The sequence below is a fragment of the Achromobacter sp. Marseille-Q4954 genome (assembly GCF_943737025.1).
Lineage (GTDB): Bacteria > Pseudomonadota > Gammaproteobacteria > Burkholderiales > Burkholderiaceae_B > Achromobacter > Achromobacter bronchisepticus_A.
This window is the reverse complement of the sequence record NZ_CALSFQ010000002.1, coordinates 910,548-937,545: the sequence shown is the minus strand read 5'-3', so window position 1 is coordinate 937,545 and position 26,998 is coordinate 910,548. Positions and strand designations below refer to the sequence as shown.

23 protein-coding genes are annotated in these 26,998 nt (G+C 67.8%); 13 read left to right on the top strand and 10 right to left on the bottom strand.

Annotation, left to right across the window (positions count from 1 at the left end; all coding sequences use genetic code 11):
• Positions 1-4: 4 nt before the first annotated feature.
• Positions 5-1,393, bottom strand: coding sequence for an ATP-dependent RNA helicase DbpA (gene dbpA / locus NGK62_RS22330; protein ID WP_251880430.1), 1,389 nt, complete (start codon positions 1,391-1,393; stop codon positions 5-7).
• 181 nt (positions 1,394-1,574) lie between these two features.
• Entirely contained in the window at positions 1,575-2,333 is a 759-nt protein-coding gene (locus NGK62_RS22325; protein ID WP_059379597.1) for an IclR family transcriptional regulator, read from the bottom strand.
• Between the two features lie 160 nt (positions 2,334-2,493).
• Between NGK62_RS22325 and xsc the strand changes: the two genes are divergently transcribed.
• The 11 genes from xsc (at position 2,494) to NGK62_RS22270 (ending at position 15,543) form a co-directional block, all read left to right on the top strand.
• Positions 2,494-4,305 (top strand): sulfoacetaldehyde acetyltransferase, encoded by a 1,812-nt coding sequence (gene xsc, locus NGK62_RS22320; RefSeq protein WP_059379598.1) that lies wholly within the window; start codon positions 2,494-2,496, stop codon positions 4,303-4,305.
• 87 nt (positions 4,306-4,392) lie between these two features.
• Complete coding sequence (locus tag NGK62_RS22315) at positions 4,393-5,313, top strand: bifunctional enoyl-CoA hydratase/phosphate acetyltransferase (protein ID WP_059379599.1); 921 nt, start codon at positions 4,393-4,395, stop codon at positions 5,311-5,313.
• Between the two features lie 133 nt (positions 5,314-5,446).
• The gene (locus tag NGK62_RS22310) at positions 5,447-7,024 is read left to right on the top strand and encodes an ABC transporter substrate-binding protein (protein ID WP_251880428.1); all 1,578 of its coding nucleotides are present in this window, start codon (positions 5,447-5,449) and stop codon (positions 7,022-7,024) included.
• 12 nt (positions 7,025-7,036) lie between these two features.
• Entirely contained in the window at positions 7,037-8,005 is a 969-nt protein-coding gene (locus NGK62_RS22305; RefSeq protein ID WP_059379601.1) for an ABC transporter permease, read from the top strand.
• On the top strand, positions 8,002-8,904 hold the full coding sequence (locus NGK62_RS22300; RefSeq protein WP_251880426.1) for an ABC transporter permease: 903 nt from the start codon (positions 8,002-8,004) through the stop codon (positions 8,902-8,904). Before NGK62_RS22305 ends, NGK62_RS22300 begins: the two co-directional genes overlap by 4 nt.
• Positions 8,901-9,902 carry an ABC transporter ATP-binding protein gene (locus NGK62_RS22295; RefSeq protein WP_059379603.1) on the top strand — a complete coding sequence of 334 codons (1,002 nt, stop codon included), beginning with the start codon at positions 8,901-8,903 and terminating at the stop codon, positions 9,900-9,902. Before NGK62_RS22300 ends, NGK62_RS22295 begins: the two co-directional genes overlap by 4 nt.
• A complete protein-coding gene (locus tag NGK62_RS22290; protein ID WP_059379604.1) occupies positions 9,899-10,921 on the top strand; it encodes an ABC transporter ATP-binding protein in 1,023 nt (340 codons plus the stop codon). The genes NGK62_RS22295 and NGK62_RS22290 overlap by 4 nt, the downstream gene beginning before the upstream one ends.
• 28 nt (positions 10,922-10,949) lie before the next feature.
• Positions 10,950-12,605: an amidohydrolase gene (locus NGK62_RS22285; protein WP_251880424.1), complete on the top strand. Its 1,656-nt coding sequence runs from the start codon at positions 10,950-10,952 to the stop codon at positions 12,603-12,605.
• A 1-nt stretch (position 12,606) separates the two neighbouring features.
• Positions 12,607-13,581 carry a CobW family GTP-binding protein gene (locus NGK62_RS22280; RefSeq protein ID WP_251880422.1) on the top strand — a complete coding sequence of 325 codons (975 nt, stop codon included), beginning with the start codon at positions 12,607-12,609 and terminating at the stop codon, positions 13,579-13,581.
• A gap of 121 nt (positions 13,582-13,702) precedes the next feature.
• Positions 13,703-14,095: a nuclear transport factor 2 family protein gene (locus NGK62_RS22275; protein ID WP_118934386.1), complete on the top strand. Its 393-nt coding sequence runs from the start codon at positions 13,703-13,705 to the stop codon at positions 14,093-14,095.
• 32 nt (positions 14,096-14,127) lie between these two features.
• Entirely contained in the window at positions 14,128-15,543 is a 1,416-nt protein-coding gene (locus NGK62_RS22270) for an NAD(P)/FAD-dependent oxidoreductase (protein ID WP_251880420.1), read from the top strand.
• Here the strand turns inward: NGK62_RS22270 and pdxR are convergent.
• From pdxR to NGK62_RS22235, 7 genes are all read right to left on the bottom strand, one after another.
• Complete coding sequence (gene pdxR, locus NGK62_RS22265; RefSeq protein WP_251880418.1) at positions 15,523-17,100, bottom strand: MocR-like pyridoxine biosynthesis transcription factor PdxR; 1,578 nt, start codon at positions 17,098-17,100, stop codon at positions 15,523-15,525. The two genes, NGK62_RS22270 and pdxR, sit on opposite strands and share 21 nt — an antisense overlap.
• Before the next feature lie 107 nt (positions 17,101-17,207).
• A complete protein-coding gene (locus NGK62_RS22260; protein WP_059379610.1) occupies positions 17,208-18,035 on the bottom strand; it encodes an ABC transporter permease subunit in 828 nt (275 codons plus the stop codon).
• On the bottom strand, positions 18,028-18,861 hold the full coding sequence (locus NGK62_RS22255) for a taurine ABC transporter ATP-binding protein (RefSeq protein ID WP_059379611.1): 834 nt from the start codon (positions 18,859-18,861) through the stop codon (positions 18,028-18,030). The genes NGK62_RS22260 and NGK62_RS22255 overlap by 8 nt, the downstream gene beginning before the upstream one ends.
• A gap of 91 nt (positions 18,862-18,952) precedes the next feature.
• On the bottom strand, positions 18,953-19,981 hold the full coding sequence (gene tauA / locus NGK62_RS22250) for a taurine ABC transporter substrate-binding protein (RefSeq protein ID WP_059379612.1): 1,029 nt from the start codon (positions 19,979-19,981) through the stop codon (positions 18,953-18,955).
• A 228-nt stretch (positions 19,982-20,209) separates the two neighbouring features.
• Positions 20,210-20,755 carry a GTP cyclohydrolase I FolE gene (gene folE / locus NGK62_RS22245; RefSeq protein WP_059379613.1) on the bottom strand — a complete coding sequence of 182 codons (546 nt, stop codon included), beginning with the start codon at positions 20,753-20,755 and terminating at the stop codon, positions 20,210-20,212.
• A gap of 166 nt (positions 20,756-20,921) precedes the next feature.
• Positions 20,922-21,578, bottom strand: a complete 657-nt coding sequence (locus tag NGK62_RS22240; protein WP_059379614.1) for a response regulator — start codon at positions 21,576-21,578, stop codon at positions 20,922-20,924.
• Complete coding sequence (locus tag NGK62_RS22235; RefSeq protein WP_059379615.1) at positions 21,575-22,993, bottom strand: cache domain-containing protein; 1,419 nt, start codon at positions 22,991-22,993, stop codon at positions 21,575-21,577. Before NGK62_RS22235 ends, NGK62_RS22240 begins: the two co-directional genes overlap by 4 nt.
• A gap of 315 nt (positions 22,994-23,308) precedes the next feature.
• On the opposite strand from NGK62_RS22235, the gene NGK62_RS22230 reads away from it, so the two are divergent.
• Positions 23,309-25,390: a carbon starvation CstA family protein gene (locus NGK62_RS22230; RefSeq protein ID WP_251880416.1), complete on the top strand. Its 2,082-nt coding sequence runs from the start codon at positions 23,309-23,311 to the stop codon at positions 25,388-25,390.
• 20 nt (positions 25,391-25,410) lie between these two features.
• Positions 25,411-25,623 (top strand): YbdD/YjiX family protein, encoded by a 213-nt coding sequence (locus NGK62_RS22225; protein ID WP_118935066.1) that lies wholly within the window; start codon positions 25,411-25,413, stop codon positions 25,621-25,623.
• 43 nt (positions 25,624-25,666) lie between these two features.
• Here NGK62_RS22225 and NGK62_RS22220 read toward each other — a convergent pair whose 3' ends face one another.
• Positions 25,667-26,842, bottom strand: coding sequence for an MFS transporter (locus tag NGK62_RS22220; protein ID WP_059379617.1), 1,176 nt, complete (start codon positions 26,840-26,842; stop codon positions 25,667-25,669).
• Positions 26,843-26,998 lie beyond the last annotated feature (156 nt).

Here is a 26,998-nt window from a genome sequence, read left to right as displayed (position 1 = left end):
ACGCTCAGAACTCTTCCAGATAGCGCATGCGGAAGCGCCGGCCCTTGATATTGCTGTTGGACAGGCGCGAGAACGCCTGCTTGGCGATCTGCCGGTCCAGCGCCACGTAGGAGTTGAATTCGGTGATGTTGATCTTGCCGACCTGCTCGAGCGTCAGGCCGCCGTCGCCGGTCAGCGCGCCCAGCAGGTCGCCCGGGCGCAGCTTGTCCTTCTTGCCGCCCTGGATGCACAAGGTGATCATGGGCGCGCGCAAGGGACGATCCGCCTTGGGCCGCAAGGCCTTGATGTCGCCCCATACCAGCGGTGCGCCCTGATACTGCTCGATCAGGTTGGCCCAGCGCATTTCCTCGGGCGAGCACAGGCTCAGCGCCAGGCCCTTCTGGTCGCCGCGGCCGCTGCGGCCGATGCGGTGCACGTGGACCTCGGTGTCCTTGGTCACGTCGACGTTGATCACGGCGCTCAGGTTCTGGATGTCTAGGCCGCGCGCGGCCACGTCGGTGGCCACCAGCACGGCGCAGCTGCGGTTGGCGAACTGGATCAGGATTTCGTCGCGTTCGCGCTGTTCCAGGTCGCCGTTCAGGGCCTGGGCGCTGATGCCCTCGGCCTGCAGCCGTTCCACCAGGTCGTGGCTGCGGATCTTGGTGTTGCAGAAGGCCAGCGTGGATTCAGGGCGGAAGTGCGCCAGCAGGCGCGTCACCGCATCGAGCCGGTCCTTTTCGTCGATTTCGTAGAAGATCTGCTCGATGCGGCTGGCGTCATGCTGCGCCTCGACCTTGACCTCGGCGGGATTGCGCAGGAAACGGGCGCTGAGCTTGCGGATGTTGTCGGGATACGTGGCCGAGAACAGCAGCGTCTGGCGCTTGCTGGGGCAATGCGAGGCGATGGCCACGATATCGTCATAAAAGCCCATGTCGACCATGCGGTCGGCCTCGTCCAGCACCAGGGTGTTCAGGCCCGACAGGTCCAGGCTGCCGCGCTCCAGGTGGTCCTGGATGCGCCCGGGCGTGCCCACCACCAGGTGCGCGCCGCGCGCCAGCGATTCGGCCTGGGGGCGGGCGGCGGCGCCGCCGCACAGGGTCAGGATCTTGACGTTGGCGATCTGGCGCGCCAGCCGGCGCAGTTCCTGCGCGACCTGGTCCGCCAGTTCACGCGTGGGGCAGACCAGCAGCGCCTGCGGCGTCAGCCGCGCGGGATCGAGCTTCTGCAGCACGCCCAGGCCGAAGGCCGCGGTCTTGCCGCTGCCGGTCTTGGCCTGCGCAATGAGGTCGCGGCCTTCCAGGATGAGCGGCAGGCTCTGGGCCTGGATGGGTGTCATCTGCTCGAAGCCCAGGCTCTTCAGGTTGTCGAGCAGGGCGGGCAGCAGGGGCAGGGAGGTAAAGGAGGTGTCGGTCACGATAGAGAGAGTCGCTTTCTGCCCGGCATCGGCCTGGCGGCAAAAGGAAGGGGCGGCAGCGTAAAAGGCGGCATGCGCGCGTACGCCCAAGAGTGTAATGCCTGTGGCCGATGGGCCTCGCAACAAATGCCGGAACATTGCGTTCCAGACGCGCCCCTGGGAGGGCGGGAGCCGCCGGCCGCTAGGCGTCAGGCCCGTAGGTGCCGGCCAGCGCCCGGGCGGCCTCCTGCATGCGCGGCAGCCAGGCGCGCGCGCCTTCGATGGACAACCGGGCTACGGGCGCGTGCAGGGCGACCGCGGCAATGGCGCGCGTGCCATGCAGAATGGGCACCGCCATGCAGACGATACCCAGCAGGAATTCCTCGCGGTCGAAGCTCGCGCCTTCCTTCTTGATGGTGCGCAGTTCCTGCTCCAGAGCGGCCACGTCGCACAGCGTGTTGGGCGTGTAGCGCGGCAAGGGCGCCGCGGCCAGCAGCCGCTGACGCGCCTCGCGCCGCATGTGCGCCAGGAACAGCTTGCCGCTGGCCGAGCAATGCAGCGGGACGCGCGAGCCCGATTGCAGGTTCACCCGCAGCGGCCAGGCGGTTTCGACGCGGTCCAGGTAGATGACCTCGTCACCGTCCAGCATGGTGCAGTTGCAGGTTTCGCCGATTTCGTCGACCAGGCTGTCCAGGATGCGGTGGCGCTCGCCGCGCAAGGGCGAATTCAACAGGGTGTCGCGCGCCAGCGCGCTCAGGCGCGGGCCGCTGACGTAACTTTTGCCGGCGGGCTCGCGCAGCAACATGCCGGCGTCGACCAGCCGTGACAGGATGCGCAGCACGGAGGGCTTGGGCAGGCCGGTGGCGTCCGTCAGCGCGGCCAGCGATACCGGCTGCCCGGAGCGGGCAACCTGTTCCAACAGGGTCAGCGCGCGCAGCGCTGCGGAGGATTCGTCTTTCATCTTTCAATAATTGAAGATTCGGCGGCTTGCCGCGCATCGTCGCACGGATTTTGCAGAAAATGAAACGCCGTGGGCTGGGAACGGGCAGGTTTCTGCTGCAGTATCGGATCATGCCGGCCCAGATGCAATCCGACACCGCCGGCCTGCCAGGAGAGAGACCATGAGCAGCAAGCAACACATGACCCCCAGCGAAGCGTTTGTGGAAACGCTGGTCGCGCAGGGCGTCAAGGACGTATTCGGCATCGTCGGCTCGGCCTTCATGGACGCGCTGGACCTGTTTCCGGCGGCCGGCATCCGCTTCGTGCCGACGGTGCACGAGCAGGGCGCCGCGCACATGGCCGACGGTTATTCGCGCGTCACCGGCCGCCACGGCGTCTGCATTGCGCAAAACGGCCCCGGCATCACCAATTTCGTGACCGGCGTGGCCGCGGCGTACTGGGCGCATAGCCCGGTCGTGGCCATCACGCCCGAGACCGGCACCGCGGGCATGGGGCTGGGCGGCTTCCAGGAAACCGAACAGCTGCCGATCTTCTCGCGCATCACCAAATACCAGGCCCACGTGAACCGGCCCGACCGCATGGCCGAATTCACGGCCAAGGCCTTCGACAATGCCCTGGCCGAACGCGGCCCCACGCAGCTGAACATCCCGCGCGATTATTTCTACGGCGAGATCGACGTGGCGATTCCGGAGCCGCGCCGCATCCGCCGCGGCCCGGGTTCGGAAGAGGACCTGGAGGCGGCGGCGCAAATGCTGGCGCAGGCCAAGTTCCCCGTCATCGTGGCGGGCGGAGGGGTGCTGTTCTCGGAAGGCCAGGCGGAATGCGTGGCCCTGGCCGAGCTGCTGGGCGCGCCCGTGGTCACCAGCTACCTGCATAACGATGCGTTCCCGGCCAGCCATCCGCTATGGTGCGGCCCCTTGGGCTACCAGGGCGCCAAGGCCGGCATGAAGCTGCTGTCGCAGGCCGACGTGGTGTTGGCGCTGGGCACGCGCCTGGGCCCGTTCGGCACCTTGCCGCAGCACGGGCTGGACTACTGGCCGCAGGGCGCGCGCATCATCCAGGTGGATGCCGACCACCGCATGCTGGGCCTGGTGCGTCCGGTGTCGGTCGGCATCTGCGGCGACGCCAAGCCGGCCGCGGCGGCGCTGACCGCCAAGTTGCAAGGACGCGAGGTCGCTTGCGCCGCCACCAAGGGTGGCCGCGCCGAACAGATCGCGGCGCAGAAGGCCGAATGGGAAAAGGAACTGGACAGCTGGTCGCATGAACGCGACGACTGGAGCCTGGACATCATCGAGCACGGCGGCGGCCGCATGCATCCGCGCCGCATGCTGCGCGAGCTGGAACGCGCCATGCCCAAGCACGTGATGGTCTCCACCGACATCGGCAACATCTGCTCGGTGTCCAACAGCTATCTGCGCTTTGACGAACCGAACTCCATGCTGGCCGCCATGAGCTTTGGCAATTGCGGCTACGCCTTGCCGGCGTTGATCGGCGCCAAGCTTGGCCGGCCCGACCGGCCCGCCGTGGCCTATGTCGGCGATGGGGCCTGGTGCATGAGCTTCCAGGAATTGCTGACCTGCGTGCGCGAGAAGATACCGGTGACGGCCGTGGTCTTCCATAACGGCCAATGGGGCGCGGAAAAGAAGAACCAGGTGGACTTCTATGGCCGCCGCTTCGTCGGCAGCAACCTGAAGAATCCAAACTTCTCGGAGCTGGCGCGGGCCATGGGCGCGGAAGGCATACGGGTGGAGCATGCCGATCAGGTGGGCGCGGCCCTGCAGGCCGCATGCAAGGCGCAGTCCGAAGGCAAGACCACCGTGCTGGAGATGATGGTCAGCCAGGAACTGGGCGACCCGTTCCGCCGTGATGCGCTCAAGCAGCCGGTGCGCTTCCTGGACAAGTACAAGCAGTACGTGAACCAGCCGTTCCATCCGGGCGAGGTGCCGCTGTCGATCGATCCCGCCAAGCGCTGATCGCATAGCGTGCGTCCGGCGCGGCGGCGGCCGCGCCGGAATTCTCTCGCCAGGCGCCGCGGATCTCCGCGGCAGGAGCAGACCAAAATGGAAAGCGATCGCTTGTTCGAGCCGCTGCGCAATGCCGCGCTGTCGGCCGGACGCTTGCGCACCGCGGTGGCGTATCCGCTGTGTCCGACCAGCCTGGGCGCGGCCGTGCAGGCGCGCGACGCGGGCTACATCGAACCCGTGCTGGTCGGCCCCGCCGGCAGGCTGCGCGTCCTGATGGCGGATCTGGGGCTGCGCGCAGACGAACTGGAAGTGGTCGACACGCCCGACGACGAGGTGCAGGCCGCGCGCGCCGCGGCCGCGCTGGCGCGCGACGGCGCCGTGCGCATGTTGATGAAGGGAAGCTTGCATACCGACCACTTCATGTCGGCCGTGGTGGCGCGAGACGCGGGCCTGCGCACGGACAGGCGCATCAGCCATGCCTTCGTGATGGCGGTAGCGGCCTATCCCAAGCTCTTCATCCTGACCGATGCCGCGGTCAACATCGCACCCAGCCTGCAGGAAAAGGCCGACATCGCGCAGAACGCCATCGACCTGGCGCGCGCGCTGGGCGTCGACCGCCCCAAGCTCGCGGTGCTGTGCGCCACCGAGTCGGTCAATCCTGCGATGCCCGCCACGCTGGATGCGGCCGCCCTGTCGAAGATGGCCGACCGCCAGCAAATCCGCGGCGGCGAGATCGACGGCCCGCTGGCCTTCGACAACGCCATCTCGCGGGAGGCGGCCGATCAGAAGGGCATCGTGTCGCGCGTGGCGGGCGATGCCGACATCCTGCTGGTGCCCGACATCGAGGCCGGCAACATGCTCTACAAGGAGCTGACCTGGCTGGCCGGCGCGGGTACGGCCGGACTGGTGCTGGGCACGCGCGTGCCGGTGCTGCTGACCAGCCGCTCCGATTCCATGCAGGCCCGCGTCAACAGCTGCGCGGTCGCTTCGCTGTACGCGCGGGCGCTGGCCGGTTGAATCCGGTCCGTCTGCGGGGCTGGCTCCAAAAAGTCCGGCGGTTTGGTACTAAGCCTGGACCAGCTGGCTGGATACGCTACCCCCAAGACCATCCGATGAATGGTTCGTGACACTGGACACAAAGGGGTAGAACATGCGCAGCGTAAAAAAATGCCTGACCACGATACTGACGACGCTGGCCCTGGCGGGCGGGGCCAGCGCCGCGGATGCGCCCAAGCCAGGCGGCACGCTGGTAATCGGTTCAACGCAGGTGCCGCGCCATCTGAACGGCGCGGTGCAATCGGGCATTGCAACCGCCTTGCCCAGCACGCAGCTGTTCGCCAGCCTGCTGCGCTACGACGCCGATTGGAAGCCGCAGCCCTATCTGGCGCAATCGTGGGAACTGGCGCCGGACGGCAAGTCCCTGACGCTGCATCTGCGTAAGGACGCCGTATTCCACGACGGCAAGCCGGTGACCTCGGCCGACGTGGCGTTCTCGGTCATGGCGGTCAAGAAGAACCATCCGTTCCAGACCATGTTCGCGCCCGTGGAAGCGGTGGACACGCCGGATCCCTACACGGTGGTGCTGCGCATGAGCAAACCGCATCCAGCCATCCTGCTGGCGCTGTCGCCGGCCCTGATGCCGGTGCTGCCCAAGCACATCTACGACGATGGACAGGACCTCAAGAGCCATCCGCGCAACTCGGCCGACGTGGTTGGGTCGGGTCCGTTCAAGTTCAAGGAATTCAAGCCGGGCCAGGAGATCGTGCTGGAGAAGTTCGATAAATTCTTCCTGCCCGGCAAGCCCTACCTGGACCGGATCGTGGTGAAGATCAATCCCGACGCCACCAATCTGCTGATCGGCTTGGAGCGCGGCGACATCGGCGTATTGCCCTTCATGACCGAGCCCACCATCCTGCGGCGCGCCAAGGACAATCCCGCCATCGTCATGACCAGCAAGGGCTATGAAGGCATAGGCGCCTTGAGCTGGCTGGCTTTCAACACGGCGCGCAAGCCCTTGAACGACGTGCGGGTGCGGCAGGCCATCGCCTATGCCACCGACAAGGGCTTCATCACCAAGGCTCTGAACGCCGGCTTCGCCAAGCCTGCCGACGGCCCCATTATCGGCACCAGTCCGTTTGCCACCCAGGACGTGGCGAAGTATCCGCTGGACCTGAAGAAGTCCGAGCAACTGCTGGAAGAAGCGGGCTACAAGAAGGATGCCAAGGGCGAACGCCTGTCGCTCACGGTGGACTACATGCCGGGCTCCGACGTGCAGGGCAAGAATGTGGCGGAGTACCTGCGCAGCCAGTTGAAGAAGGTCGGCATCGCGGTGCAGGTGCGCGCCTCGCCGGACTTCCCGACCTGGGCCAAGCGCATCGCCGGCAAGGATTTCGACATGACCACGGATATCGTCTTCAACTGGGGCGATCCGGTGATCGGCGTGCACCGCACCTACCTGTCCAGCAACATCCGCGACATCATCTGGACCAACACGCAATCCTATTCCAACCCCAAGGTGGACGAACTGCTGGAGCAGGCCGGCACCGAAACCGACGCCGACAAGCGCCGCGCGCTCTACGCGGAATTCCAGCGGCTGGTCACGGCCGATGTGCCCATCGACTTCCTCACGGTCATTCCGTACCACACCCTGTCGTTGAAGAAGGTGCACGGCCTGCCGGACGGCATCTGGGGCGTCATATCGCCCATGGACGACACCTACCTGCAGTAAGGCGGAACTGCCATGACGCGCTATCTCTTGCGCCGCCTGGCCTATGCGCTGGTGCTGCTGCTGGCCGTGGTGACGCTGAATTTCCTGCTGATCCACATTTCGCCGGGCGATCCGGTCGAGACCATCGCGGGCTCCATGGGCGGCATCAGCGAAGAACTGCGGGCGCAGCTGCGCGCGCAGTACGGGCTGGATAAGCCCTTCCTGACGCAGCTGGGCATCTATCTGATGCAGGTGCTGCGGGGCGACCTGGGCTATTCCTATTTCTTCAACGTGCCGGTGGCGCAGCTGATCTGGGACCGCGTGCCGGCCACGCTGCTGCTGGTGGTGACCTCGGTGCTGAGCGCGTTCCTGGCCGGGACGATGCTGGGCACGCTGGCTGCGCGCAAGCCCAACGGGCCGCTGTCGCAAGGCATCACGCTGTTGTCGGTGGTGGGTTATTCCGCGCCAGTGTTCTGGACCGGCATCATCCTCATCATCCTGTTCGCCTCGGCGCTGCCGATCTTCCCGGTGTCCGACATGCGTTCTGCCGGCGGGCCGCAGGACGGTTGGGCGGGCGTGCTGGACGTGCTGCACCACCTGGTGCTGCCGGCCTTCACCCTGGCCTTCGTCTATCTGGCGCAGTACAGCCGGCTGGCGCGCGCCAGCGTCATGGAGGCGTTGTCGGCCGACTACATCCGCACCGCGCGCGCCAAGGGCCTGCCAGAGCGCTCCGTGCTCTACAAGCACGCGCTGCGCAACGGCGTGCTGCCGGTGGTGACCATGCTGGGCCTGCAGTTCGGCAATGTGCTGGCGGGCGCGATCCTGGTCGAAACGGTCTTCAACTGGCCCGGGCTGGGCCGGCTGGCGTTCGACTCCGTGCTCAGGCGCGACTATCCCACGCTGCTGGGCATCCTGCTGTTCGCCTCGCTGCTGGTGGTCGTGATGAATCAGCTTACCGATCTGGCCTACCGCCTGATCGATCCCAGGATCAAGACCTCATGAGCCAGACCCCTCCCGTCGTATCCATTGCCGCCTTGCCGGGCCAGGCGGCACGGCCGCCGGCCCGCCCGTCGTACGAGGCCTTGCGGGTATTCGCGCGCAATCCCTCGGCGCTGGCCGGCGTGCTGCTGCTGGCCGCCATCCTCGCCGTGACGCTCTTCGGACCCATGATCATGGAGGCGGATCCCTTCGAGATTGCGGGCGCGCCGATGACGCCACCGGGCGCGGACGCGCTGCTGGGCACCGACTACCTGGGCCGCGACGTGCTGACTGGCATGGTCTATGGCGGCCGCGCCACGCTGCTGGTGGGCGTGGTGGCGGCGGTGCTGTCCATGGCCATCGGGCTGACGGTGGGCGCGCTTGCGGGCTACTACGGCGGCTGGATCGACGAAACCTTGATGCGCATCACCGAGTTCTTTCAGGTGCTGCCCACCTTGCTGTTCGCCATGGTGCTGGTGACGCTGTTCTCGCCGTCGCTGGCGACCATCGCCATCGCCATCGGCGTGGTCAGCTGGCCGGGCACGGCGCGGCTGGCGCGCGGCGAATTCCTGCGCCTCAAGCGCCGCGAGTACGTGCTGGCCGAGAGGGTGATAGGCGCGGGCGACGCGCGCATCATCTGGCGCGTGATCCTGCCCAACGCGCTGGCGCCGCTGATCGTGTCGGCCACGCTGGCGATAGGCACGGCGATCCTGTTCGAGGCCGGCCTGTCGTTCCTGGGGTTGGGCGATCCCAACATCATGAGCTGGGGCCTGATGATAGGCAGCAACCGCCCCTACATCCTGACAGCGTGGTGGGCGGTGACCCTGCCGGGCGCCGCCATCTTCCTGACCGTGCTGGCCGTCAGCCTGATCGGCGACGGGCTGAACGACGCCCTCAACCCGAACTCGAGGGGGCGGGCATGAACGCCGCGCAGCAGACACCCGTGCTGGAGGTCGACAGCCTGAGCCTGGAGTTCCAGTCGCGCGGCCGCGTGGCCGAGGTGCTGAGCGCGGTGAGCTTCGACCTGAACCCCGGCGAGACCCTGTGCCTGGTGGGCGAGTCCGGCTGCGGCAAGAGCATGACGGCGCTGGCCATCATGCGGCTGATTCCCGCGCCGGGACGCATCGGCGGGGGCCGCGTGCGCCTGCGCGGCGACGACCTGGCCGGCCGCGACGAGGAGGCCATGCGCCAGGTGCGCGGCAACAAGATATCCATGATCTTCCAGGAGCCCATGACGGCGCTGAACCCTGTGTACACGGTCGGCGACCAGATCGCGGAACCCCTGCGGCTGCACCAGGGCCTGAGCAAGGGCCAGGCGCGCGAGCGCGCCATCGAGATGCTGAAGTCGGTGGGCATCCCCTTGCCGGAGCGGCGCGTGGACGATTATCCGCACCAGATGTCCGGCGGCATGCGGCAGCGCGTAATGATCGCCATCGCGCTGGCCTGCGATCCAGACGTGCTGATCGCCGACGAGCCGACAACAGCGCTGGACGTGACGGTCCAGGCGCAGATCTTCGACCTGCTGCGCGAGCAGCAGGCGCGGCGCGGCACCGCGGTGCTGCTGATCACGCATGACATGGGCGCGGTGTCGGAGATGGCCGACCGCGTCGTGGTCATGTACGGCGGGCGGGTGGTGGAGCAGGGCGGCGTGCGCGAGATCCTGGCGCAGCCCCGCCATCCCTACACTCAGGGGCTGATCGCCTGTCTGCCCGAACTGGACCGCGAGCCCGACGACGTGCGCCCCGACTTGCCGGAGATTCCCGGCGTGGTGCCGTCGATCTGGGAGCGCGGCGCGGGCTGTCCCTTCATGGAACGTTGCGGGCAGGCCATGGCGCGCTGCCGCGACGCGTTTCCGCCCCTGACCCGTGTAGGCGAGGGCCAGGAAGTTGCCTGTTGGCTGTATCCGGAGGCCGCGCAATGACGTCACCGCAATCTCCCGCCTTGCTGTCCGTGCGCGATCTTGCCGTGCATTTTCCCATCGGCGGACGCGGCCGCGACGGCAAGCCGGTGGTCGTGAAGGCCGTGGACGGCGTGTCCTTCGAACTGCAGCGCGGCCGCACGCTGGCGATCGTGGGCGAGTCCGGCTCGGGCAAGACCACCACGGCCTTGTCCGTGCTGCGGTTGGCGGACCCGACCGCGGGCTCCATCCACTTCGACGGTACGGACATGACGGCGCTGAACGGCTCGGCCCTGCGTCGCATGCGCCGCCGCGTGCAGCTGGTGTTCCAGGATCCGTATTCCTCGCTCAATCCGCGCCAGCGGGCTGGCGACATCGTGCGCTCGCCCTTGGACCTGATGGGCATCGATCCGCCGGGCGGACGCGAGGCGCGCGTGGCCCGCATGTTCGAACTGGTGGGCCTGCGTCCGGAGCAGCGGCAACTGTTTCCGCACCAGTTTTCCGGCGGCCAGCGGCAGCGGCTGAACGTGGCCCGCGCGCTGGCCAGCGCGCCCGACCTGATCGTCTGCGACGAACCGGTGTCGGCCCTGGATATCGCGATCCGCGCGCAGATCCTGAACCTGCTGCGGCGCATCCAGCGCGAGCAGGGGCAGTCGTTCCTGTTCATCTCGCACGACATGGCGGTGGTGGAGCACATCTGCGACGACATCGCCGTCATGTACCTGGGCAAGATCATCGAGCAGGCCACGCGCAACGCCTTCTTCACGCGGCCGCTGCATCCCTACAGCGTCGCCCTGATGTCGGCGGTGCCGACCGTGAAGGGCGGGCGCGAGCTGGCCGCGCGCCGCGTGCGGCTGGCGGGCGATCCGCCCAGTCCGGTCGATCCGCCGCCGGGCTGCCGTTTCGCCGGCCGCTGCCCGGCCGCGCAGCCGCTCTGTACCACGCGCGAGCCCAGCTTGCGCGAAGTCGCGCCGGGCCACCGCGTGGCCTGCCATTTCGTCGAATCCCGCGACGGCGTCCTGGCGTCGCCGCTGCAGGGATGAGCCCACCCTCCGATAGAAGGACAGACCGATGACCCAGACCCGCGCCCGAACCACGATCTATGCCGCGCGCAGCATCCTGACCATGAACCCGATGCAGCCCCGCGCCACGCACGTGGCGGTGCGGGAGGGCCGTATCCTGGGCGTGGGCAGCCGCGAGGAGCTGGCGGGCTGGGGGCCTGCCGACCTCGACGAGCGCTATGCGGACAAGGTGCTCATGCCCGGCCTGGTCGAAGGGCATTGCCATCTGCCGGAAGGCGGCATGTGGAAGTTCGTGTACGTGGGCTTCTATGACCGGCGCGGACCCGATGGCAGGCTGTGGGAAGGCTTGAAGAGTTTCGAGGCTGTGGCCGCGCGGCTGCGCGAGGCCGAACGCGCCCTGGCGACCGGCGAGACGCTGATAGGGTGGGGATTTGACCCGATCTTCTTCGAAGGCGCGCGCATGCGCGTGCAGGACCTGGACGCCGTGTCCGCCGAGCGGCCCGTGGTGGTCATGCACGCCAGCATGCACCTGATGAACGTGAACACGCCCATGTTGGCGCGCGCCGGCATAGACCGCGATACCGACATCGAGGGCGTGACGCGCATGGAAGACGGACGGCCCAGCGGCGAACTCTGCGAATTTGCCGCCATGTTCCCCGTCATGCGCCTGATCGGCAGCCCGTTCCGCACCGTGGGGGTATCGGAAGAGGGCCTGCGCATGTTTGGCAAGGTGGCGCAGTGGGCGGGCGTCACCACGGCCACGGACCTGGTCAACGAGCTGGGCGACGAGGGCCTGGCGACGCTGGCCCGCATCACCGCCGAGCCGGACTACCCCGTGCGCATTGTGCCGGCCGCGTCCGCGCTGACCTACGCGGGCGATCCGCAGCGCTGCCTGGCCAAGCTGGCCGAGGCCCGGCGCCTGAACAACGACAAGCTGCATCTGGGCATGGTCAAGCTGGTGGTGGACGGTTCGATCCAGGGCTTTACCGCCCGGCTGCGCTGGCCGGGCTACTACAACGGCGCGCCCAACGGCATCTGGGTGATCGCGCCGGCCGAGCTGGACGCGATGGTCCAGGCCTATCACGACGCCGGGGTGCAGCTGCACATCCACACCAATGGCGACGAAGCCACCGAGCTTGCGATCGACGCGGTGGATCGAGCCCTGCGCCGCAGCCCGCGGCGCGACCACCGCCATACCCTGCAGCATTGCCAGATGGCCGACGCGGCGCAGTTCCGGCGCATGGCCAGCCTGGGCATGTGCGCCAATCTCTTTGCCAACCACATCTTCTACTGGGGCGACGCGCATCACGCCCTGACCATGGGTCCGGACCGCGCCAACCGCATGGACGCCTGTGCCTCGGCCGCGCGCGCCGGCGTGCCGTTCTCCGTCCATTCGGACGCGCCCATCACGCCGCTGGGACCGCTGTTCACGGCCTGGTGCGCGGTGAACCGCCAGACTTCGTCGGGCAAGGTGTTGGGGGAGTCCGAGCGCATCGGCGTGGAGCAGGCCCTGCACGCCGTCACGCTGGGCGCGGCGTACACCCTGCACCTGGATCACCTGGTCGGCTCCATCGAGATCGGCAAGCATGCGGACTTCTGCGTGCTGCAGGACGACCCGCTGGAGGTCGCTCCCGAGAAACTGAAGGACGTGCGCGTGCTGGGCACCGTCATCGGCGGCAGGCCCTTGCCGCTGCGGGAAGCCTGAGATGGCGGCCCATGGCGCACCGCGCATCGCGCTGACCGTGGTGGGCGGATTCCTGGGCGCGGGCAAGACCAGTCTGCTCAATCACGTGTTGGCCCGCAGCCAGCGCCGCGCGGCGGTCCTGGTCAATGACTTCGGCCCGGTCGATATCGACGCCGCGCTGATCGCGCAGCGCAGCGATCAGGTGATCAGGCTGGCCAACGGCTGCGTCTGCTGTTCCATGGCGGGCGGCCTGGACGATGCCCTGGCGCGCGTGCTGGCGCTGGACCCCTTGCCCGAATGGATCGTGATCGAAGCCAGCGGCGTGTCCGACCCCGGCCGCATCGCGCAGGTCGGCATGGCCGATCCCATGCTGCAGCTGGAGGGCGTGGTGGTGCTGGCCGATGCCGCGAACGTGCGCGCGCTGGCGGCGGATCCCTTGCTGGCCGATACGCTGGACCGCCAGTTCAAGGCCGCCGATCTGCTGGTGTTGAACAAGACCGATCTGGCGCCTGCCGAGGAGCTGCCGTCGCTGCGCCTATGGCTGCACGCGGCGACGCGCGGGGCCGCGATGGTCGAGACGCGCGAAGGGCGCGTGGACCTGCGCCATCTGCTGGGCGAGGGCGGGGCTTGCAGCCTTGCGCATGAATGCGCCAGCGGCGCTTGCGGCCATGCGGGGCACGTCCACGCCGCAACCCCCGATGACCCCGATCATCCGTTCCAGAGCTGGCTGTGGCGCGCGCCCGCGCTGCTCGACGCCGACCGGCTCGCCAGCCGGCTGCGCGACGCGCCCAGGCAGCTGCTGCGCGCCAAGGGCTGGGTGCGCACCGACCGGCACGGCCTGGTGCTGGTGCAACTGGCGGGCCGGCGCGTGCGCTACGACACGCAAGCCAGGCCGCCGGCGGATCTGGACGAACCGGCGCTGGTGCTGATCGGCATGCGCGGCGCCGTCGATCCCGCCGGCATGGACGCCTGGCTGGCGCCGGCCGCGGCGCGATGAGCGAGCAAGCGTCTGGTGCAAGCGATTTCCCGTGTCTGGTTCTAGACCCTGCCTGGGGGCTCACTTACCTTGGATCCTGAATGCTGGCGCGCGTCGCGCCAGCGTCTACCGGAGGTATGCAATGCAGAAGACCGTCACCGCGGACATGCTGGCCGAATTCGCGGCGGCCTGGAACCGCCACGATATCGACGCCCTGATGTCCTTCATGAGCGACGACTGCGTGTTCGAGACCGTGGCCGGCCCCGAGCGATGGGGCGCGCGGCACGAAGGCCGCGAGGCGGTGCGCGCCGCCTTCGCGGCGGCCTGGGCGAATTTTCCCGACGCGCAGTGGCAGAACGGCACGCATTGGGTGGCCGGCGACCGCGGCGTGTCCGAATCGACCTTTACCGGCACTGCCGCAGACGGCTCCCGCGTGGAGGCGGACATGGTGGACGTCTTCACCTTCCAGAACGGCAAGATCCGCGTCAAGAACGCCTACCGCAAGCAGCGCCCGGTATTGCCGGCCCGCGGCTGAGCACGCCCCGCACCCAGCTACCGGAACGCCGCATGGATACTCAAATGTCCTTCCAACCTGCAGGTCCGGCCCCCGCTGGCCGGACGGCGATCAGCGCCTACAACCCGGCCTACGATCCGCTGGTGTCCCCGCCCGGCCGCGGGCAGGACTACGCGCCCACCTACTGGGTCGCGACCGCGGGCGAGCCGCCCGAGGACGACGGTCCTGTCAACGGCGATATCGATGCCGACGTGGTGATCGTGGGCTCGGGCTTCACCGGGCTGTCGGCGGCGCTGACGCTGGCCCGCGACTTCGGCGTGAAGGCCGTGGTGCTGGAAGCCAACCGCGTGGTGTGGGGCTGCACCAGCCGCAACGGCGGACAGGGACAGAATGCGTCCGGACGCCTGTACCGTTCGCAATGGATAGCGCGCTGGGGATTGGCGACCGCCAAGCGCCTGGACGCCGAGATCCGCGAAGGCTTCGAATACTGGAAGAGCCTGGTGGCCCAGGTGGATTGCGACGCGCAGCCGGGCGGCCACCTGTACACCGCGCACCGCCAGAAGAAGATGGCATTCCTGGAGAACGAGGCCCGCGTGATGCGCGAGGTGTTCGGCTATGACGCCAGGATGTTGAGCCGGGAGGAATTGCGCGAACGCTACGTGTACGACCGCGAGGCGGTGGGCGCGATGCACGAGCCGGACGGCGTGGGCGTGCATCCCTTGAAGCTCGCCTATGGCTATATGCGGCAGGCGCGGGCCCTGGGCGTGCGCATCCATCCGGGCAGCCCGGTGCTGGGCTGGCGCACCGAGAACGGCGGCGTGCGGCTGCAGACGCCCAACGGCTACGTGCGTGCGCGCCGCGTGGCCTTCGCCACCGGCGGCTACACCGCGCAGGGCGTCAACCGCCTGCTGGACAATCGCATCATGCCGGTGCTTTCGAACTCGCTGGTGACGCGGGTGCTGACGCCGGCGGAACGCGACGCCGCGGGTCTGAAGAGCACGGTGTTCATTACCGATACACGGACGCTGCGCTTCTATTACCGTCTGCTGCCCGATGGCCGCATGCAGATCGGCAGCCGCAGCGCGCTGCGCGGCGCCGACGCGCAGCACCCGCGCCATCTGGCGCTGCTGCGCGAGGGGCTGGCGCGCAAGTTCCCCACGCTGGCGGGGGTGGACGTGGACTATTCCTGGTGGGGCTGGGTCGACGTGAGCCACGACATGATGCCGCGCGTCACGCAGCCCGACCCGGCGCAGCCGGTCTATTACGCCTTCGGCTACGGCGGCAATGGCGTGGCGTTCTCGGCCCACGCCGGCAAACGCCTGGCGCAGCGCATGATGGGTAAGGACGGCGTGTCCTGGGACCTGCCGATCTACGACTCGCCCTTGCCGGGGCATATGTTCGCGCCGTTCCGCAGGCTGGGCCAGGGCCTGCTGTACCGCTGGTACTACCTAAGAGATGAAGTGCTCTAGCGCGTGCAAGTCCGGGCCCTGCGGGGCCTGCTTGCCGTCCGCGGCGCGGCCGCGGTAGCGGTCGACCACCTTGGCCAGCCTGGCGATCCCCGGCTCGATGTGTTCCGGCCGGATCGAGGTGAAGCCGACCCGCAGGAAGTTGCGCGGCGCGTCGGCGCCGTTCATGAAGAAGACGTCGCCGGGCTCCACCACCACGCCTTCGGCCAGCGCGGCCTCGGATAGCTCGCAGGCGTTGAGCCAGGGCGGCCCTTGCAGCCAGCAGGACGAGGATCCGGTAATGGGGATGACCTTGAAATCGGGCAGGTGCCGCGCCAGCGCGCGGGCCAGCTCGGTGCCGCGTTCCTGGTAGGCCTGCGATTGCCTGCGCAGCAGCGAATGGTGGTGGCCCAGCGAAATGAACAGCGAAAACGCCCGCTGGATGTAGGCCGAAGGGTGGCGCAGCATCAGGCGGCGCAGGGCGCGCAGTTCGGCGGTGAGCTCGCGCGGCGCCACGATGTAGCCGATGCGCAGGCCCGGCGCGAAGGACTTGGCCAGGCTGCCCACGTAGATCACGCGGCCGTCGCGGTCCAGGCTCTTCAAGGCGGGAATCGCGCCTTCGCCCCAGCGGCTTTCGCTTTCGAAGTCGTCCTCGATGATCAGGCTGTCGGCCTGGCGCGCCAGCGTCAGCAGGTTCTGGCGGCGCTCCGGCGATAGCGTGACCGTGGTGGGGCACTGGTGGCCCGGCGTGACGAAAATGTAGTCGCAGCCCAGCAGATGGGTGCCGGTGCACAGCCCTTGTTCGTCCACCGGCAGGGGCAGCAGATTGCGCGTGTGGCTGGCGAAGATGTTGCGGGCGTCGGGATAGCCGGGGTCTTCCATGCCGACCACGGTGTCCTCGTTGACCAGCAGGTCGGCTAGCAGGTAGAGCGCATGCTGCGCGCCCACCGTGATGACGATTTCCTCGGCGTCGGCCCAGACGCCGCGGCGTGGCAGCACCTGGGTACGGATCTGCTCGATGAGCGCCGGGTCGTCGTGGGTGATCAGGTCCGGCGCCCAACTGCGGATGTCCAGCACGGACAGCGCCTTGATGCAGCATTCGCGCCATTCCGCGGTGGGGAACAGGTCCTGGTCGAACTGGGCGTAGACGAAGGGATAGGGCTGCTTCTGCCAGTCGCGCGGCTTGGTGATGTTGCGCTGCCGGGACGGGCGAAAGCGCAGCCTTTCGTCCCAGCGCACGTCGGGCTCGCCGCCCTCGGCGGGCGGGGCGTCGGCCGCCGGCCCGGAATGGCCCCGCATGACCGTGTCGCTGACGAAGTGGCCGCTGCGTTCGCGCGACACCAGATAGCCCTCGCTGACCAGTTGCTGGTAGGCGAAAACCACGGTGTTGCGCGCGATGCGCAGCTGGTCGGCCAGATGCCGGCTGGACGGCACCGGCGTGCCTGGCGGCAGGTGGCCGCTGAGGATGGCGGACACCAGCATCTGGCGCACGCAGCCCTGCAGGCTGAGATTGGGCGCGCTTTCGCGTTCGAACAGGCGCTCCCACAACACAGGCTTGAGCATCGAGGCCTGGCTGGACATGACGGCTCCTTGTCTAGGCCGCGCAGCCGGTAGCCGCTGCGCAGGCGCCGCTCTTGAGGATAGAGGAGCCGGATGGGGGACGAAATGAGGGATTGCCCGGGCGCGTTTCAGACCCGTCCCTTCCAGGGTATGGCGAACTTCTCCAGATAACGGACCAGCAGGTCGAAGGCGAAGGCGAACACGCCGATCACGATGATGCCCATGATGACGGTGTCGCTGGCCAGGAACTGGGCGGCGTTCAGCACCATGAAGCCCAGGCCGCGGTCGGCGGCCACCATTTCGGCGGCCACCAGCGTGGTCCAGCCCACGCCGATGCCGATGCGCATGCCCGTGAAGATTTCCGGCATGGCGGCCTTCAGGATCACGTGCCAGACCACCTGCGCGGGCGTGCCGCCCATGGCGTAGGCCGCGTGGATCTGTTCGATCGACACCGAGCGCACGCCGGCGCGCGCGGCGATCGCCATGGGCGCGAAGATCGCCAGGTAGATCAGCAGGACCTTGGGGAACTCGCCGATGCCGAACCAGATGATGATGAGCGGCAGGTAAGCCAGCGGCGGCAGCGGGCGGTAGAACTCGATGGGCGGATCGAAGATGCCGCGCGCGTAGCGGTTCACGCCCATCAGGATGCCGACGGGAATGGCGGTCACGCAGGCCAGGAAGAAGGCGCCGAACACCCGCGACAGGCTGGCCAGCGCATGTTCGGTAAGCGTGGAGTTGGCCACGCCGTCGGTCATGGCCGAGACGAACTTGTCGTACACGGCCAGGGGCGAAGGCAGGAATAGCGGCCGCACCCAGCCGGCGCTGGTCACCAGGAACCACAGGCCGATGAGCGCCAGGCTGGTGATCAGGCTGATGTGGCCGCTGTAGCCCGCGCCCGGCGCGCCGTAGACCTTGCCCGGCGCGGCGGGCTTGTGTCCCGGGCGGTTGCTAGCCATGGAAGCCTTGGGGGGAGGAGGCTCGCTCGTCGCCATAGATGATGCCAAGGACTTGTTCGCGCATGGCGATGAAGTCGGGACTGGATTTGATGCTGCGGCCATCGCGGGTCTCCAGGTAGCGCCGGTTGAAGTCTGGGGTGAAGGTGTGCGTGATGCGGCCCGGGCGGGGCGACATGACGATCAGCCGCGAACCCAGAAACAGCGCTTCTTCGACGCTGTGCGTGATGAAGAAGAACATCTTGTTGGTCTGCCGCCAGATGTCCAGCAGCAGCTCCTGGATGGTCTCGCGGGTCAGCGCGTCGAGCGCCGCCATGGGCTCGTCCATCAACAGCATGGCGGGGTTGCAGGTCAGCGCGCGCGCAATGCCCACGCGCTGCTGCATGCCGCCCGACAGCTGGTAGATCATGTGGCGGTGGAAGTCCTGCAGGCCCACCAGTTCCAGATTGCGGCGCGCGCGGGCGCGGCGGGTTTCCTTGTCCACGCCTTGCAGCTTCAGGCCGAACTCGGTGTTCTCCAGCACGTTCAGCCAGGGCAGCAGGGCGTGCTTCTGGAACACCACGCCGCGGTCGGCGCCGGGACCCACGATGGGCCGGCCGCCCAGCGTGATCTCGCCCTCGGTGGGCGACAGGAACCCGGCCAGCAGGCTGAGCAAGGTGGTCTTGCCGCAACCCGAGGCGCCCAGCGCGACGACGAACTCGCCGGGCTGGATGGTCAGGTTGACGTTCTGCAGCGCAATGACCGGACCGCTTTCGTGCAGGCCGGGGTAGGTGACGCTGACTTTCTCCGCGCACAGGCTATGCGTGGCGGACGTGGACTGCATGGTCATGCCGGCTCCCCTAGTTGCGGCGGGCTGCGCGCAGCCCTGCGGGATGCTGGGCAGGCGGCGCCAGACGGGCCGCCTTGGCCGCAAGCGCTTCTTACTTCTCGGCCGCCCGGGCGTACTTGTCCGTGACGTGCGGGCTGTAGTCGGCCAGGGCGCGGTCGATCTGCTTCTGGTCTTTCAGGAACTGGGCGCTGGCCGCGAAGGCGCGGGCGGCGCCCGATTCCTTGCCGCCGCCCAGCCAGACATTGGAGGCCTGTTCCTGCACGGTCGGGAAGACCAGCAGCTGGAGCGCCTCGACCATGTCCTCGGGCTTGCCGCCGATCAGTTTGACGATGCTCTTGACCTGCGGCGAGTCGGCGGTCCATTTGGCGCTGTTGGCGCGGTAGTCCGCGTAGGATTTGGCCAATACGCTGGTGAAGGCGGCCATGAACTTGGGGTTCTTGGCGGCCCAGGCGCGATCCACCACGATGCCGTCGAAGGTCGGCACGCTGGCTTTGCCGATCTGTTCCGAGTCAGCAATGATCTTGCCGCTCTTGGCGATCTCGGTCAGCGCGGGCGGCCAGACGTAGGCCGCGTCGATGTCGCCGCGCTGCCACGCGGCCACGATCTGCGGCGGCTGCATGTTCAGGATGCGCACGTCGCGCGGATTGATCTTCCAGACCTGTTCCAGCCCGACCAGCAGATGGAAGTGCGAGGTGGACACGAAAGGCGTGGCGACCCGCTTGCCCTTCAGGTCGGCCGTGCTGTTGATGCCGGAACCGTTGCGCGCCACCAGCGCCTCGGACTTGCCGATGTTGTCCAGGATCCAGAACAGCTCCATGTCCACGCCGCGGGTCGCGGCCGCGGTGATGCCGGTGGAGCCCAGCACGCCGACCGGCACGTTGCCGGAGGCCAGCGCGGTGGAGATGTCGCCGCCGGAGGTGAACTGGCGCCAGTCCACCTGGTAGCCGGCGTCCTTCAAGGCCTTGTCGAAACTGCCGTCGGCGATCGCCGTCAGGAACGGCCCGACGATCAGCTGGTAGCCGACCACCAGCTTGGTCTGGGCATAGGCGGGAGCGGCCAACAGCGCGGCGGCCAGGCCGGCCAGGGTGCAGCGGCGGATGAGGCGGAATATCGCGTTCATGGAGATCTCCGGGAGGGAACGGCCGCGCTCCGGCGCGACCGGGATGCTGGAGCCAGTTTGCCCGGATGGGGCCAGAACGCTAGGGCCAGATGCCCGGATCAGTAGGAGCCAAAAGCGGGCCGGGCCCGCCTGCCGGCCGGCGGCGCCAGGGCTGGCGCGGCCGGCGCGGCGGGGTGCGGCCGGCGAGGCGGCCCGCGATATGCGCCAAAAGGGGGAGGGGAAATCCGGCTAGCGGATGAGGCTGAGGAATTCGGCCCGGGTCGACGGATTGTCGTGGAATTCACCCAGCATGACCGAGGTCACCATGGACGAGTTCTGCTTTTCCACGCCGCGCATCATCATGCACATGTGCTGGGCTTCGATGACCACGGCCACGCCGGCCGCGCCGGTCACGGACTGCACGGCTTCGGCCACCTGGCGGCTGAGGTTTTCCTGGATCTGCAGGCGGCGCGCGTACATCTCGACGATGCGCGCGACCTTGGACAGGCCCAGCACCTTGCCGTTGGGCAGGTAGGCCACGTGGGCCTTGCCGATGAAGGGCAGCATGTGGTGCTCGCAGAGCGAATACAGCTCGATGTTCTTGACCAGCACGATCTCGCGCGTGTCCGAGGTGAACAGCGCGCCGTTGACGATTTCGTCCAGGTTCTGGCCGTAGCCGCGGCACAGGTGGCGCATGGCCTTGGCCGCGCGGGCGGGCGTGTCCGCCAGTCCTTCGCGGGACGGATCTTCCCCTAGTTCTTCAAGAATGGCGGTGTAGTGCTTTTCCAATGACATCGGGGACTCCTGGGGGCGGCGCTGGTTGCGGCGCTTTACTGTGTGTAGCGTAGTGCTGCAAGTCTACCTCAGGCCACAAGAAGGGTTTCCCCGCCGGGCCGCCCCAAGGGGAAACAGCCCCCCTCGGGGGGGCAGCAAGCACGCGTAGCGTGCGCGGCGTGAGGGGCTACACCCCACGGTTTTCGACGGCGTACTTGATCAGCTCAGCCTGTCCATCTATGCCCAGCTTGCGCTTGATGTTCAGGCGATGGGTTTCCACCGTGCGCACCGACAGCCCCAGCGCCTGCGCGATCTGCTTGTTGGCCTCGCCGCTGGCGATGTGGCGCAGCACGTCGCGTTCGCGCTGCGTCAGCATGGTGGCCGGCGCCGTGGCCTGCGACAGGCGCACCGCGACCGCCGCGCTGAAATAGCTGCGGCCCGCCATGACCGCGCCGATGGCGGTGACGATTTCCTGCGCCGGCTCGTCCTTCAGCAGATAGCCGCGCGCGCCGGCCTTGACGGCTTGCAGCATGTATTCGGGGTTGTCGTGCATGGACAGCACCAGCACGGCGATCTGCGGGTAGCGCTCGTGCAGCAGGGCGGTCAGCTCCAGCCCGCCCACGCCCGGCATGTTGAGGTCCATCAGCGCCAGGTGCGGCAGGGTGCCGCCCTGCGGATCCTCGGCCAGGCAGGCGGCCAGAAAGGCCTGGGCGGCGGCGGCGTTGCCGGCCTCGCCCACTACCTGCAACTGCGGCACGGTTTCCAGGCGCAGCCGCAGCCCGTCCCGCACCAGCGGGTGGTCGTCGATCAGCAGCAGCCGGATGGAGTCGGGCTTGTGGGTCATGCGTCGGAGCTCGCGGGTAGAGGGGCGGCGGGCAGCGGCAGCCAGGCCTGCAGGACCGTGCCGTGGGAGGTGGAGCGGAATGTCAGCGTGCCGGACAGCGCGTTCATGCGTTCGCGCATATTGCGCAGGCCGATGCCGCGGCGCGGATCCTGCTGCACCTCGGCATAGTCGAAGCCGCGGCCGTCGTCGGCGATGGTCAGGCGCAGGTCGCGCTGGGAATAAGCCAGCGTCATGTCGGCGCGGGTGGCGCCGGCATGGCGGATGACGTTGGTCAGGGCTTCCTGGGTGACGCGGAACAGGGCGGTGGCATAGGCTTCGGGCAGCTTCACCGGCTGCCCGGCGGTGTGCAGGCGCACGGCCAGCGGCGGGGCGCCATCCTGGCTGGGGATGGCGAACTCGCGGCCCAGATGTTCGAGTGCGGCCGGCAGGCCCAGGTCGTCCAGCAGCGTCGGCCGCAGGTTGTGCGAAATACGCCGGACCTCGCCCACGGCGGTATTCAGCCGATCCAGTGCGCCGCCCAGGGGGGTGTCGATATGAGCGAGGGCGCGCGGCTCGGCCGGCAAGGTCTGCCGCAGCCGCTCCCGCGCCGCTTCCAGGGACAGCTTGATCGACACCAGCACCTGGCTGATGCCGTCGTGCAGCTCGCGCGAGAGCCGCGCGCGCTCGTCCTCTTGCGAACGCACCAGCTGCCGCGCCATCAGCCGCAGCTTGGCGTCGGACTGGCGATGGTCGCTGATGTTCAGGGCCAGGCCGCAGGCCGCCACGCCCAGGATGGACACGGCGGCGATGCCGGCCACCCAGGCAAACATATCGCGGATATTGGCTTGCGCGGCGGCGTCGATGCGCTCCAGCGCCTGCTGCACGTCGTCCAGGTAGATGCCGGTGCCCAGCATCCAGCCCCAGCGCTCCAGCACCACCACATAGCCCAGCTTCTCCTCGGTCTGGTGGGTGGACGGCTTTTCCCACAGGTAATGCACCGCTTCACCGTCCTGGCCGCCGCGCCGGGCGGCGGTCAGCAGGTTCTGGATCACGGGCTGGCCCTTGGTGTCGCGCAGCTCCCAGAGGTCCTGGCCGACCAGCTCCGGCTGGCGCGGGTGCATCAGGTTCCGGCCCTTCAGGTCATAGACGAAAAAATAGCCGTCGTGGCCGAATTCCATCTGCGCCAGCAGGTCGAGCGCGCGCTGGCGGGTGGCGTCGTCGTCGGCCGCCGCCTGCAGGGGCGCGATGGCGCTGTAGGCCAGGTTGACGTAGTGGCGCAGTTCGCCTTCCTTGCTGGCCAGCCAGGCGTTTTCCACGACCTGCTTTTCGCGCTGCGCCAGCTGCAGGCCCTGCACGTAGACGGCCACCGTGATGGCGGCGACGGCCACCAGCAGGGGGACCGCGGCGAGCAGCAGGATTTTCAGGCGCAGCTTCATGAAGGATTTGTATCAGCGCGAACGCGAATATTGCGACGCAGCATTTTGCCTGCCGCAGTCAGGATCGGGAAATTCCAGCCGTGATTTTACGGTTTCCGCCAAATCATGCTGCGGCGCATTGCGTAGTAACACGTAGCGGAATTGCGTAGTTTCGCGCTTGTTGCTGCGTAGTCAAAACGAAATACTAGCGTCCGCGTCGACACGGCGCTGCGTGGACGCGCGCGCGTCCGCCACCCCACAACAATGAGTCTGCCTTCCGCGGGACGATAAAAGCGTTTCACGCCAAAAGCATGGCGGGAGGCTAGAGGAGCACTTATGCAAACCAGCAGTAAGGGACTGGGTCAGCACCTGGTCTGGCTGGCGGTTGCGGTACTGGGCGCGTTCGCGCTGGGCACCGTGGCGCTGGCCAGAGGGGAGACCATCAATGCGCTATGGGTGGTGATCGCCGCCGTATGCGTGTATTTGATCGCATACCGTTATTACAGCCGCTTCATCGCCAAGAACGTCTTCCAGCTGGATCCGACGCGCATGACGCCGGCATGGAAGCACAACGACGGCCTGGACTACGTGCCCACCAACAAGCACGTGCTGTTCGGCCACCACTTCGCCGCCATCGCCGGCGCCGGCCCCCTGGTGGGCCCGGTGCTGGCCGCGCAGATGGGCTATCTGCCGGGCATGCTGTGGATCCTGGCGGGCGTGGTGTTTGCCGGCGCCGTGCAGGACTTCACCATCCTCTTCATTTCGACCCGCCGCGACGGCCGTTCGCTGGGTGACCTGGTCAAGTCCGAACTGGGCAAGATCCCGGGCGTGATCGCGCTGTTCGGCGCCTTCATGATCATGGTCATCATCCTGGCCGTGCTGGCGCTGATCGTGGTCAAGGCGCTGACGCACTCGCCCTGGGGCACTTTCACGGTGGCCGCGACCATCCCCATCGCGCTGTTCATGGGCGTGTACCTGCGCTACATCCGTCCAGGCAAGATCGGCGAAGTGTCCATCATCGGCTTCGTCGGCCTGATGGCTGCCATCACCTTCGGCCAGGACGTGGCCGCGCACCCGGTGATCGGCCCCATGTTCGACTTCGACGGCAAGGGCCTGACCTGGATCCTGATCATCTACGGTTTCATCGCCTCGGTGCTGCCGGTGTGGCTGCTGCTGGCTCCGCGCGACTACCTGTCGACCTTCCTGAAGATCGGCACCATCGTCGGCCTGGCCATCGGCATTGTCGTGGTCGCGCCCGAGCTGAAGATGCCGGCGTTGACCCAGTTCGTCGACGGCAGCGGTCCGGTGTGGTCGGGCAACCTGTTCCCGTTCCTCTTCATCACCATCGCCTGCGGCGCCGTGTCGGGGTTCCATGCCCTGATCTCCTCGGGCACCACGCCCAAGCTGATCGAGAACGAAACCCAGGCCCGCTATATCGGTTACGGCGGCATGCTGATGGAATCCTTCGTCGCCATCATGGCGCTGGTGGCGGCTTGCGTGATCGAGCCGGGCATCTACTACGCCATGAACAGCCCGGCGGCCGTGATCGGCACCACGCCCGACCAGGTGGCCCAGGTGGTCTCCAGCTGGGGCTTCGTGGTGACGCCCGCGGATCTGATCCAGACCGCCAAGGACGTGGGCGAAAGCACGATCATCTCGCGCGCCGGCGGCGCGCCTACGCTGGCCGTGGGCATGGCGCACATCCTGCACCAGGCCATCGGCGGCCCGGGCATGATGGCCTTCTGGTACCACTTCGCCATCCTGTTCGAAGCGCTCTTCATCCTGACCGCTGTCGACGCCGGCACCCGCGCGGGCCGCTTCATGCTGCAAGACCTGCTGGGCACCTTCGCCCCGTCGCTCAAGCGCACCGACTCGCTGCCCGCCAACCTGATCGCCACCGGCCTGTGCGTGGCGGCCTGGGGCTACTTCCTGTATCAGGGCGTGGTCGATCCGCTGGGCGGCATCAACACGCTGTGGCCGTTGTTCGGCATCGCCAACCAGATGCTGGCCGCGATCGCGCTGACGCTGGGCACCGTGGTGCTGTTCAAGATGAAGCGCGACCGCTACGCCTGGGTCACGGTGCTGCCGACCCTGTGGCTGCTGGCATGCACGCTGACCGCCGGCTGGCAGAAGCTGTTCCACGCCGACCCGCGCGTCAGCTTCCTGGCGCACGCCGACAAGTACAACGCGGCCATCGCCGAAGGCAAGGTCCTGGCCCCGGCCAAGTCCCTGGGCGAGATGTCGCGCGTGGTGTTGAACGACTACATCAACGCCGGCCTGTGCGCGATCTTCATCTTCGTGGTGGTGAGCATCGTGGTGTTCGGCCTGCGCTCGGTACAGCGCGCGCGCAACGAGAACAAGCCCACCGCCCGCGAAATGCCTTACGAAACGCTGCCGGTTGCCGCCGGCGCGGACTGAGCGCAGCAGGGAGACGACGCATGCTGTTTACGAACATGAGTTCCGCGGCCGGCGCCGCCGGCCGCTACCTGGGGCAGACGCTCCGGCTGATGGTCGGCGTGCCGGACTACGAAACGTATGTGGCCCACATGCGGCGCACGCACCCGGACCAGGAGCCGATGAGCTACGAAGCATTTTTCCGCGAGCGGCAGGACGCGCGCTATGGCGGGAAGAAGCGGATCGGCTGCTGCTGACGAAGAGGCCTCGCTTGCGAGGCCTTTTTTTTCCGGCTTCTGGTCAGGCGGCCTTCCTCCGCAGTTTCTCCGCATAAATCACCAGCGGCACCGCGCCGACAGCGCACAACGCCATCACCAGGAACCCTCCCGGCGCATAGCTGCGATACAGCGCGCCGCCCAGCTGGATGCTGGCGAACATGAAGACTCCGCCCGACAGCAAGGCGTAAAGCGCGATCGCCGAGGTCTTGATCGCCGCGGGCACGTGCCGGGTGATGTACCACATGATGGCGGCGTTGTTGCCGGCCAATGTGAAGCACTGCAGCAGCTGCAGCGCCGCGATCAGCGTGGGATCGGTAGTGGCGGAGAGCCCGGTCCAGCGGATCGCGGTCATGACGGCGGATGCCAGGATCAGCCACTGGGCGCCCGTGCGCGCCAGGATGCGGGGCGCCAGGAAGAAGAACAGGACCTCGCTGGCCACGCCCACCACCCACAGCATGGATATCAGCGAAGTCGACAGGCCGCTGGCGGTCCAGTACAGCGTGGAATAGGAATAGAGAAAGCCGTTGCTGGCCTGGACCAGCGAGGCCGCCGCGATGCACATGAGCAGCGGGCGGTCGCGCAGGACCTCGAGCATGGGCAGGCGCGCCGCTGGCGCGGGCGCCTCGTCGGGAGTGGGGCGTGCCGCCCGGGGCAGCAGCCGCACGCAAGCCAGGCAGGCGATGATGAGGAGGATGGACAGCCACATCACCCAGTTGGCGTCAAAGGTCTTGATCAGGTAGCCGCCGATCACGGTGACCACGGCAAAGCCCAGCGAGCCGCAGGCGCGCATGACCGTGTAGGAACTGCCTTGGCCCCGGCCGCTGGCGATGGCCATGCGGTCCATCAGCGGCAATACCGCCGGGAAGACGGCATTGAGCAGCAGGGTGATGGCCAGCAGCCAGCCGGGCGTGCTGCTGAACGGATAGCAGACGAACAGCGCCAGCGACGCCGCCAGCGCCGCGGCGATCAGGGCGTGCGCGCGGCCGGTCTGGTCGGCGACGTGGGCGACCACGGGCGTGGACAGGATCTTGGGCAGGAAGGACGTGGCGACGATCAGGCCGATGACGGCGGGATCCAGGCCGCGGCTGGCGAACCATAGGGGCAGGAAGGGAATGCTGACTCCCTGCAGGCCGTAGTACAGGAAGTAAAACCCGTGCAGGGCGATGGCGCCTTGCCTGGTGTCGGGATTGCCGCGCATGGCGATGAAGGGATCCGGCTGAATTGACGCGCCGTAGCATACTCCTAGCCGGACCGGATTTCAGAAAGGGGGAGCGCCTTGATCCAGGACATTGGCAAAAAAGCGCGGGCGGATTTACGCTAGCGAAGTCGCGGCGCAAGCAAGCCTGGCGCCGCG

Bases quoted from the DNA above. Each gene is read 5' to 3' on its own strand.
- NGK62_RS22325 (WP_059379597.1), bottom strand. From the start codon at position 2,333: ATGAAAGACGAATCCTCCGCAGCGCTGCGCGCGCTGACCCTGTTGGAA.
- xsc (WP_059379598.1), top strand. From the start codon at position 2,494: ATGAGCAGCAAGCAACACATGACCCCCAGCGAAGCGTTTGTGGAAACG.
- NGK62_RS22315 (WP_059379599.1), top strand. From the start codon at position 4,393: ATGGAAAGCGATCGCTTGTTCGAGCCGCTGCGCAATGCCGCGCTGTCG.
- NGK62_RS22310 (WP_251880428.1), top strand. From the start codon at position 5,447: ATGCGCAGCGTAAAAAAATGCCTGACCACGATACTGACGACGCTGGCC.
- NGK62_RS22305 (WP_059379601.1), top strand. From the start codon at position 7,037: ATGACGCGCTATCTCTTGCGCCGCCTGGCCTATGCGCTGGTGCTGCTG.
- NGK62_RS22300 (WP_251880426.1), top strand. From the start codon at position 8,002: ATGAGCCAGACCCCTCCCGTCGTATCCATTGCCGCCTTGCCGGGCCAG.
- NGK62_RS22295 (WP_059379603.1), top strand. From the start codon at position 8,901: ATGAACGCCGCGCAGCAGACACCCGTGCTGGAGGTCGACAGCCTGAGC.
- NGK62_RS22290 (WP_059379604.1), top strand. From the start codon at position 9,899: ATGACGTCACCGCAATCTCCCGCCTTGCTGTCCGTGCGCGATCTTGCC.
- NGK62_RS22285 (WP_251880424.1), top strand. From the start codon at position 10,950: ATGACCCAGACCCGCGCCCGAACCACGATCTATGCCGCGCGCAGCATC.
- NGK62_RS22280 (WP_251880422.1), top strand. From the start codon at position 12,607: ATGGCGGCCCATGGCGCACCGCGCATCGCGCTGACCGTGGTGGGCGGA.
- NGK62_RS22275 (WP_118934386.1), top strand. From the start codon at position 13,703: ATGCAGAAGACCGTCACCGCGGACATGCTGGCCGAATTCGCGGCGGCC.
- NGK62_RS22270 (WP_251880420.1), top strand. From the start codon at position 14,128: ATGGATACTCAAATGTCCTTCCAACCTGCAGGTCCGGCCCCCGCTGGC.
- pdxR (WP_251880418.1), bottom strand. From the start codon at position 17,100: ATGTCCAGCCAGGCCTCGATGCTCAAGCCTGTGTTGTGGGAGCGCCTG.
- NGK62_RS22260 (WP_059379610.1), bottom strand. From the start codon at position 18,035: ATGGCTAGCAACCGCCCGGGACACAAGCCCGCCGCGCCGGGCAAGGTC.
- NGK62_RS22255 (WP_059379611.1), bottom strand. From the start codon at position 18,861: ATGACCATGCAGTCCACGTCCGCCACGCATAGCCTGTGCGCGGAGAAA.
- tauA (WP_059379612.1), bottom strand. From the start codon at position 19,981: ATGAACGCGATATTCCGCCTCATCCGCCGCTGCACCCTGGCCGGCCTG.
- folE (WP_059379613.1), bottom strand. From the start codon at position 20,755: ATGTCATTGGAAAAGCACTACACCGCCATTCTTGAAGAACTAGGGGAA.
- NGK62_RS22240 (WP_059379614.1), bottom strand. From the start codon at position 21,578: ATGACCCACAAGCCCGACTCCATCCGGCTGCTGCTGATCGACGACCAC.
- NGK62_RS22235 (WP_059379615.1), bottom strand. From the start codon at position 22,993: ATGAAGCTGCGCCTGAAAATCCTGCTGCTCGCCGCGGTCCCCCTGCTG.
- NGK62_RS22230 (WP_251880416.1), top strand. From the start codon at position 23,309: ATGCAAACCAGCAGTAAGGGACTGGGTCAGCACCTGGTCTGGCTGGCG.
- NGK62_RS22225 (WP_118935066.1), top strand. From the start codon at position 25,411: ATGCTGTTTACGAACATGAGTTCCGCGGCCGGCGCCGCCGGCCGCTAC.
- NGK62_RS22220 (WP_059379617.1), bottom strand. From the start codon at position 26,842: ATGCGCGGCAATCCCGACACCAGGCAAGGCGCCATCGCCCTGCACGGG.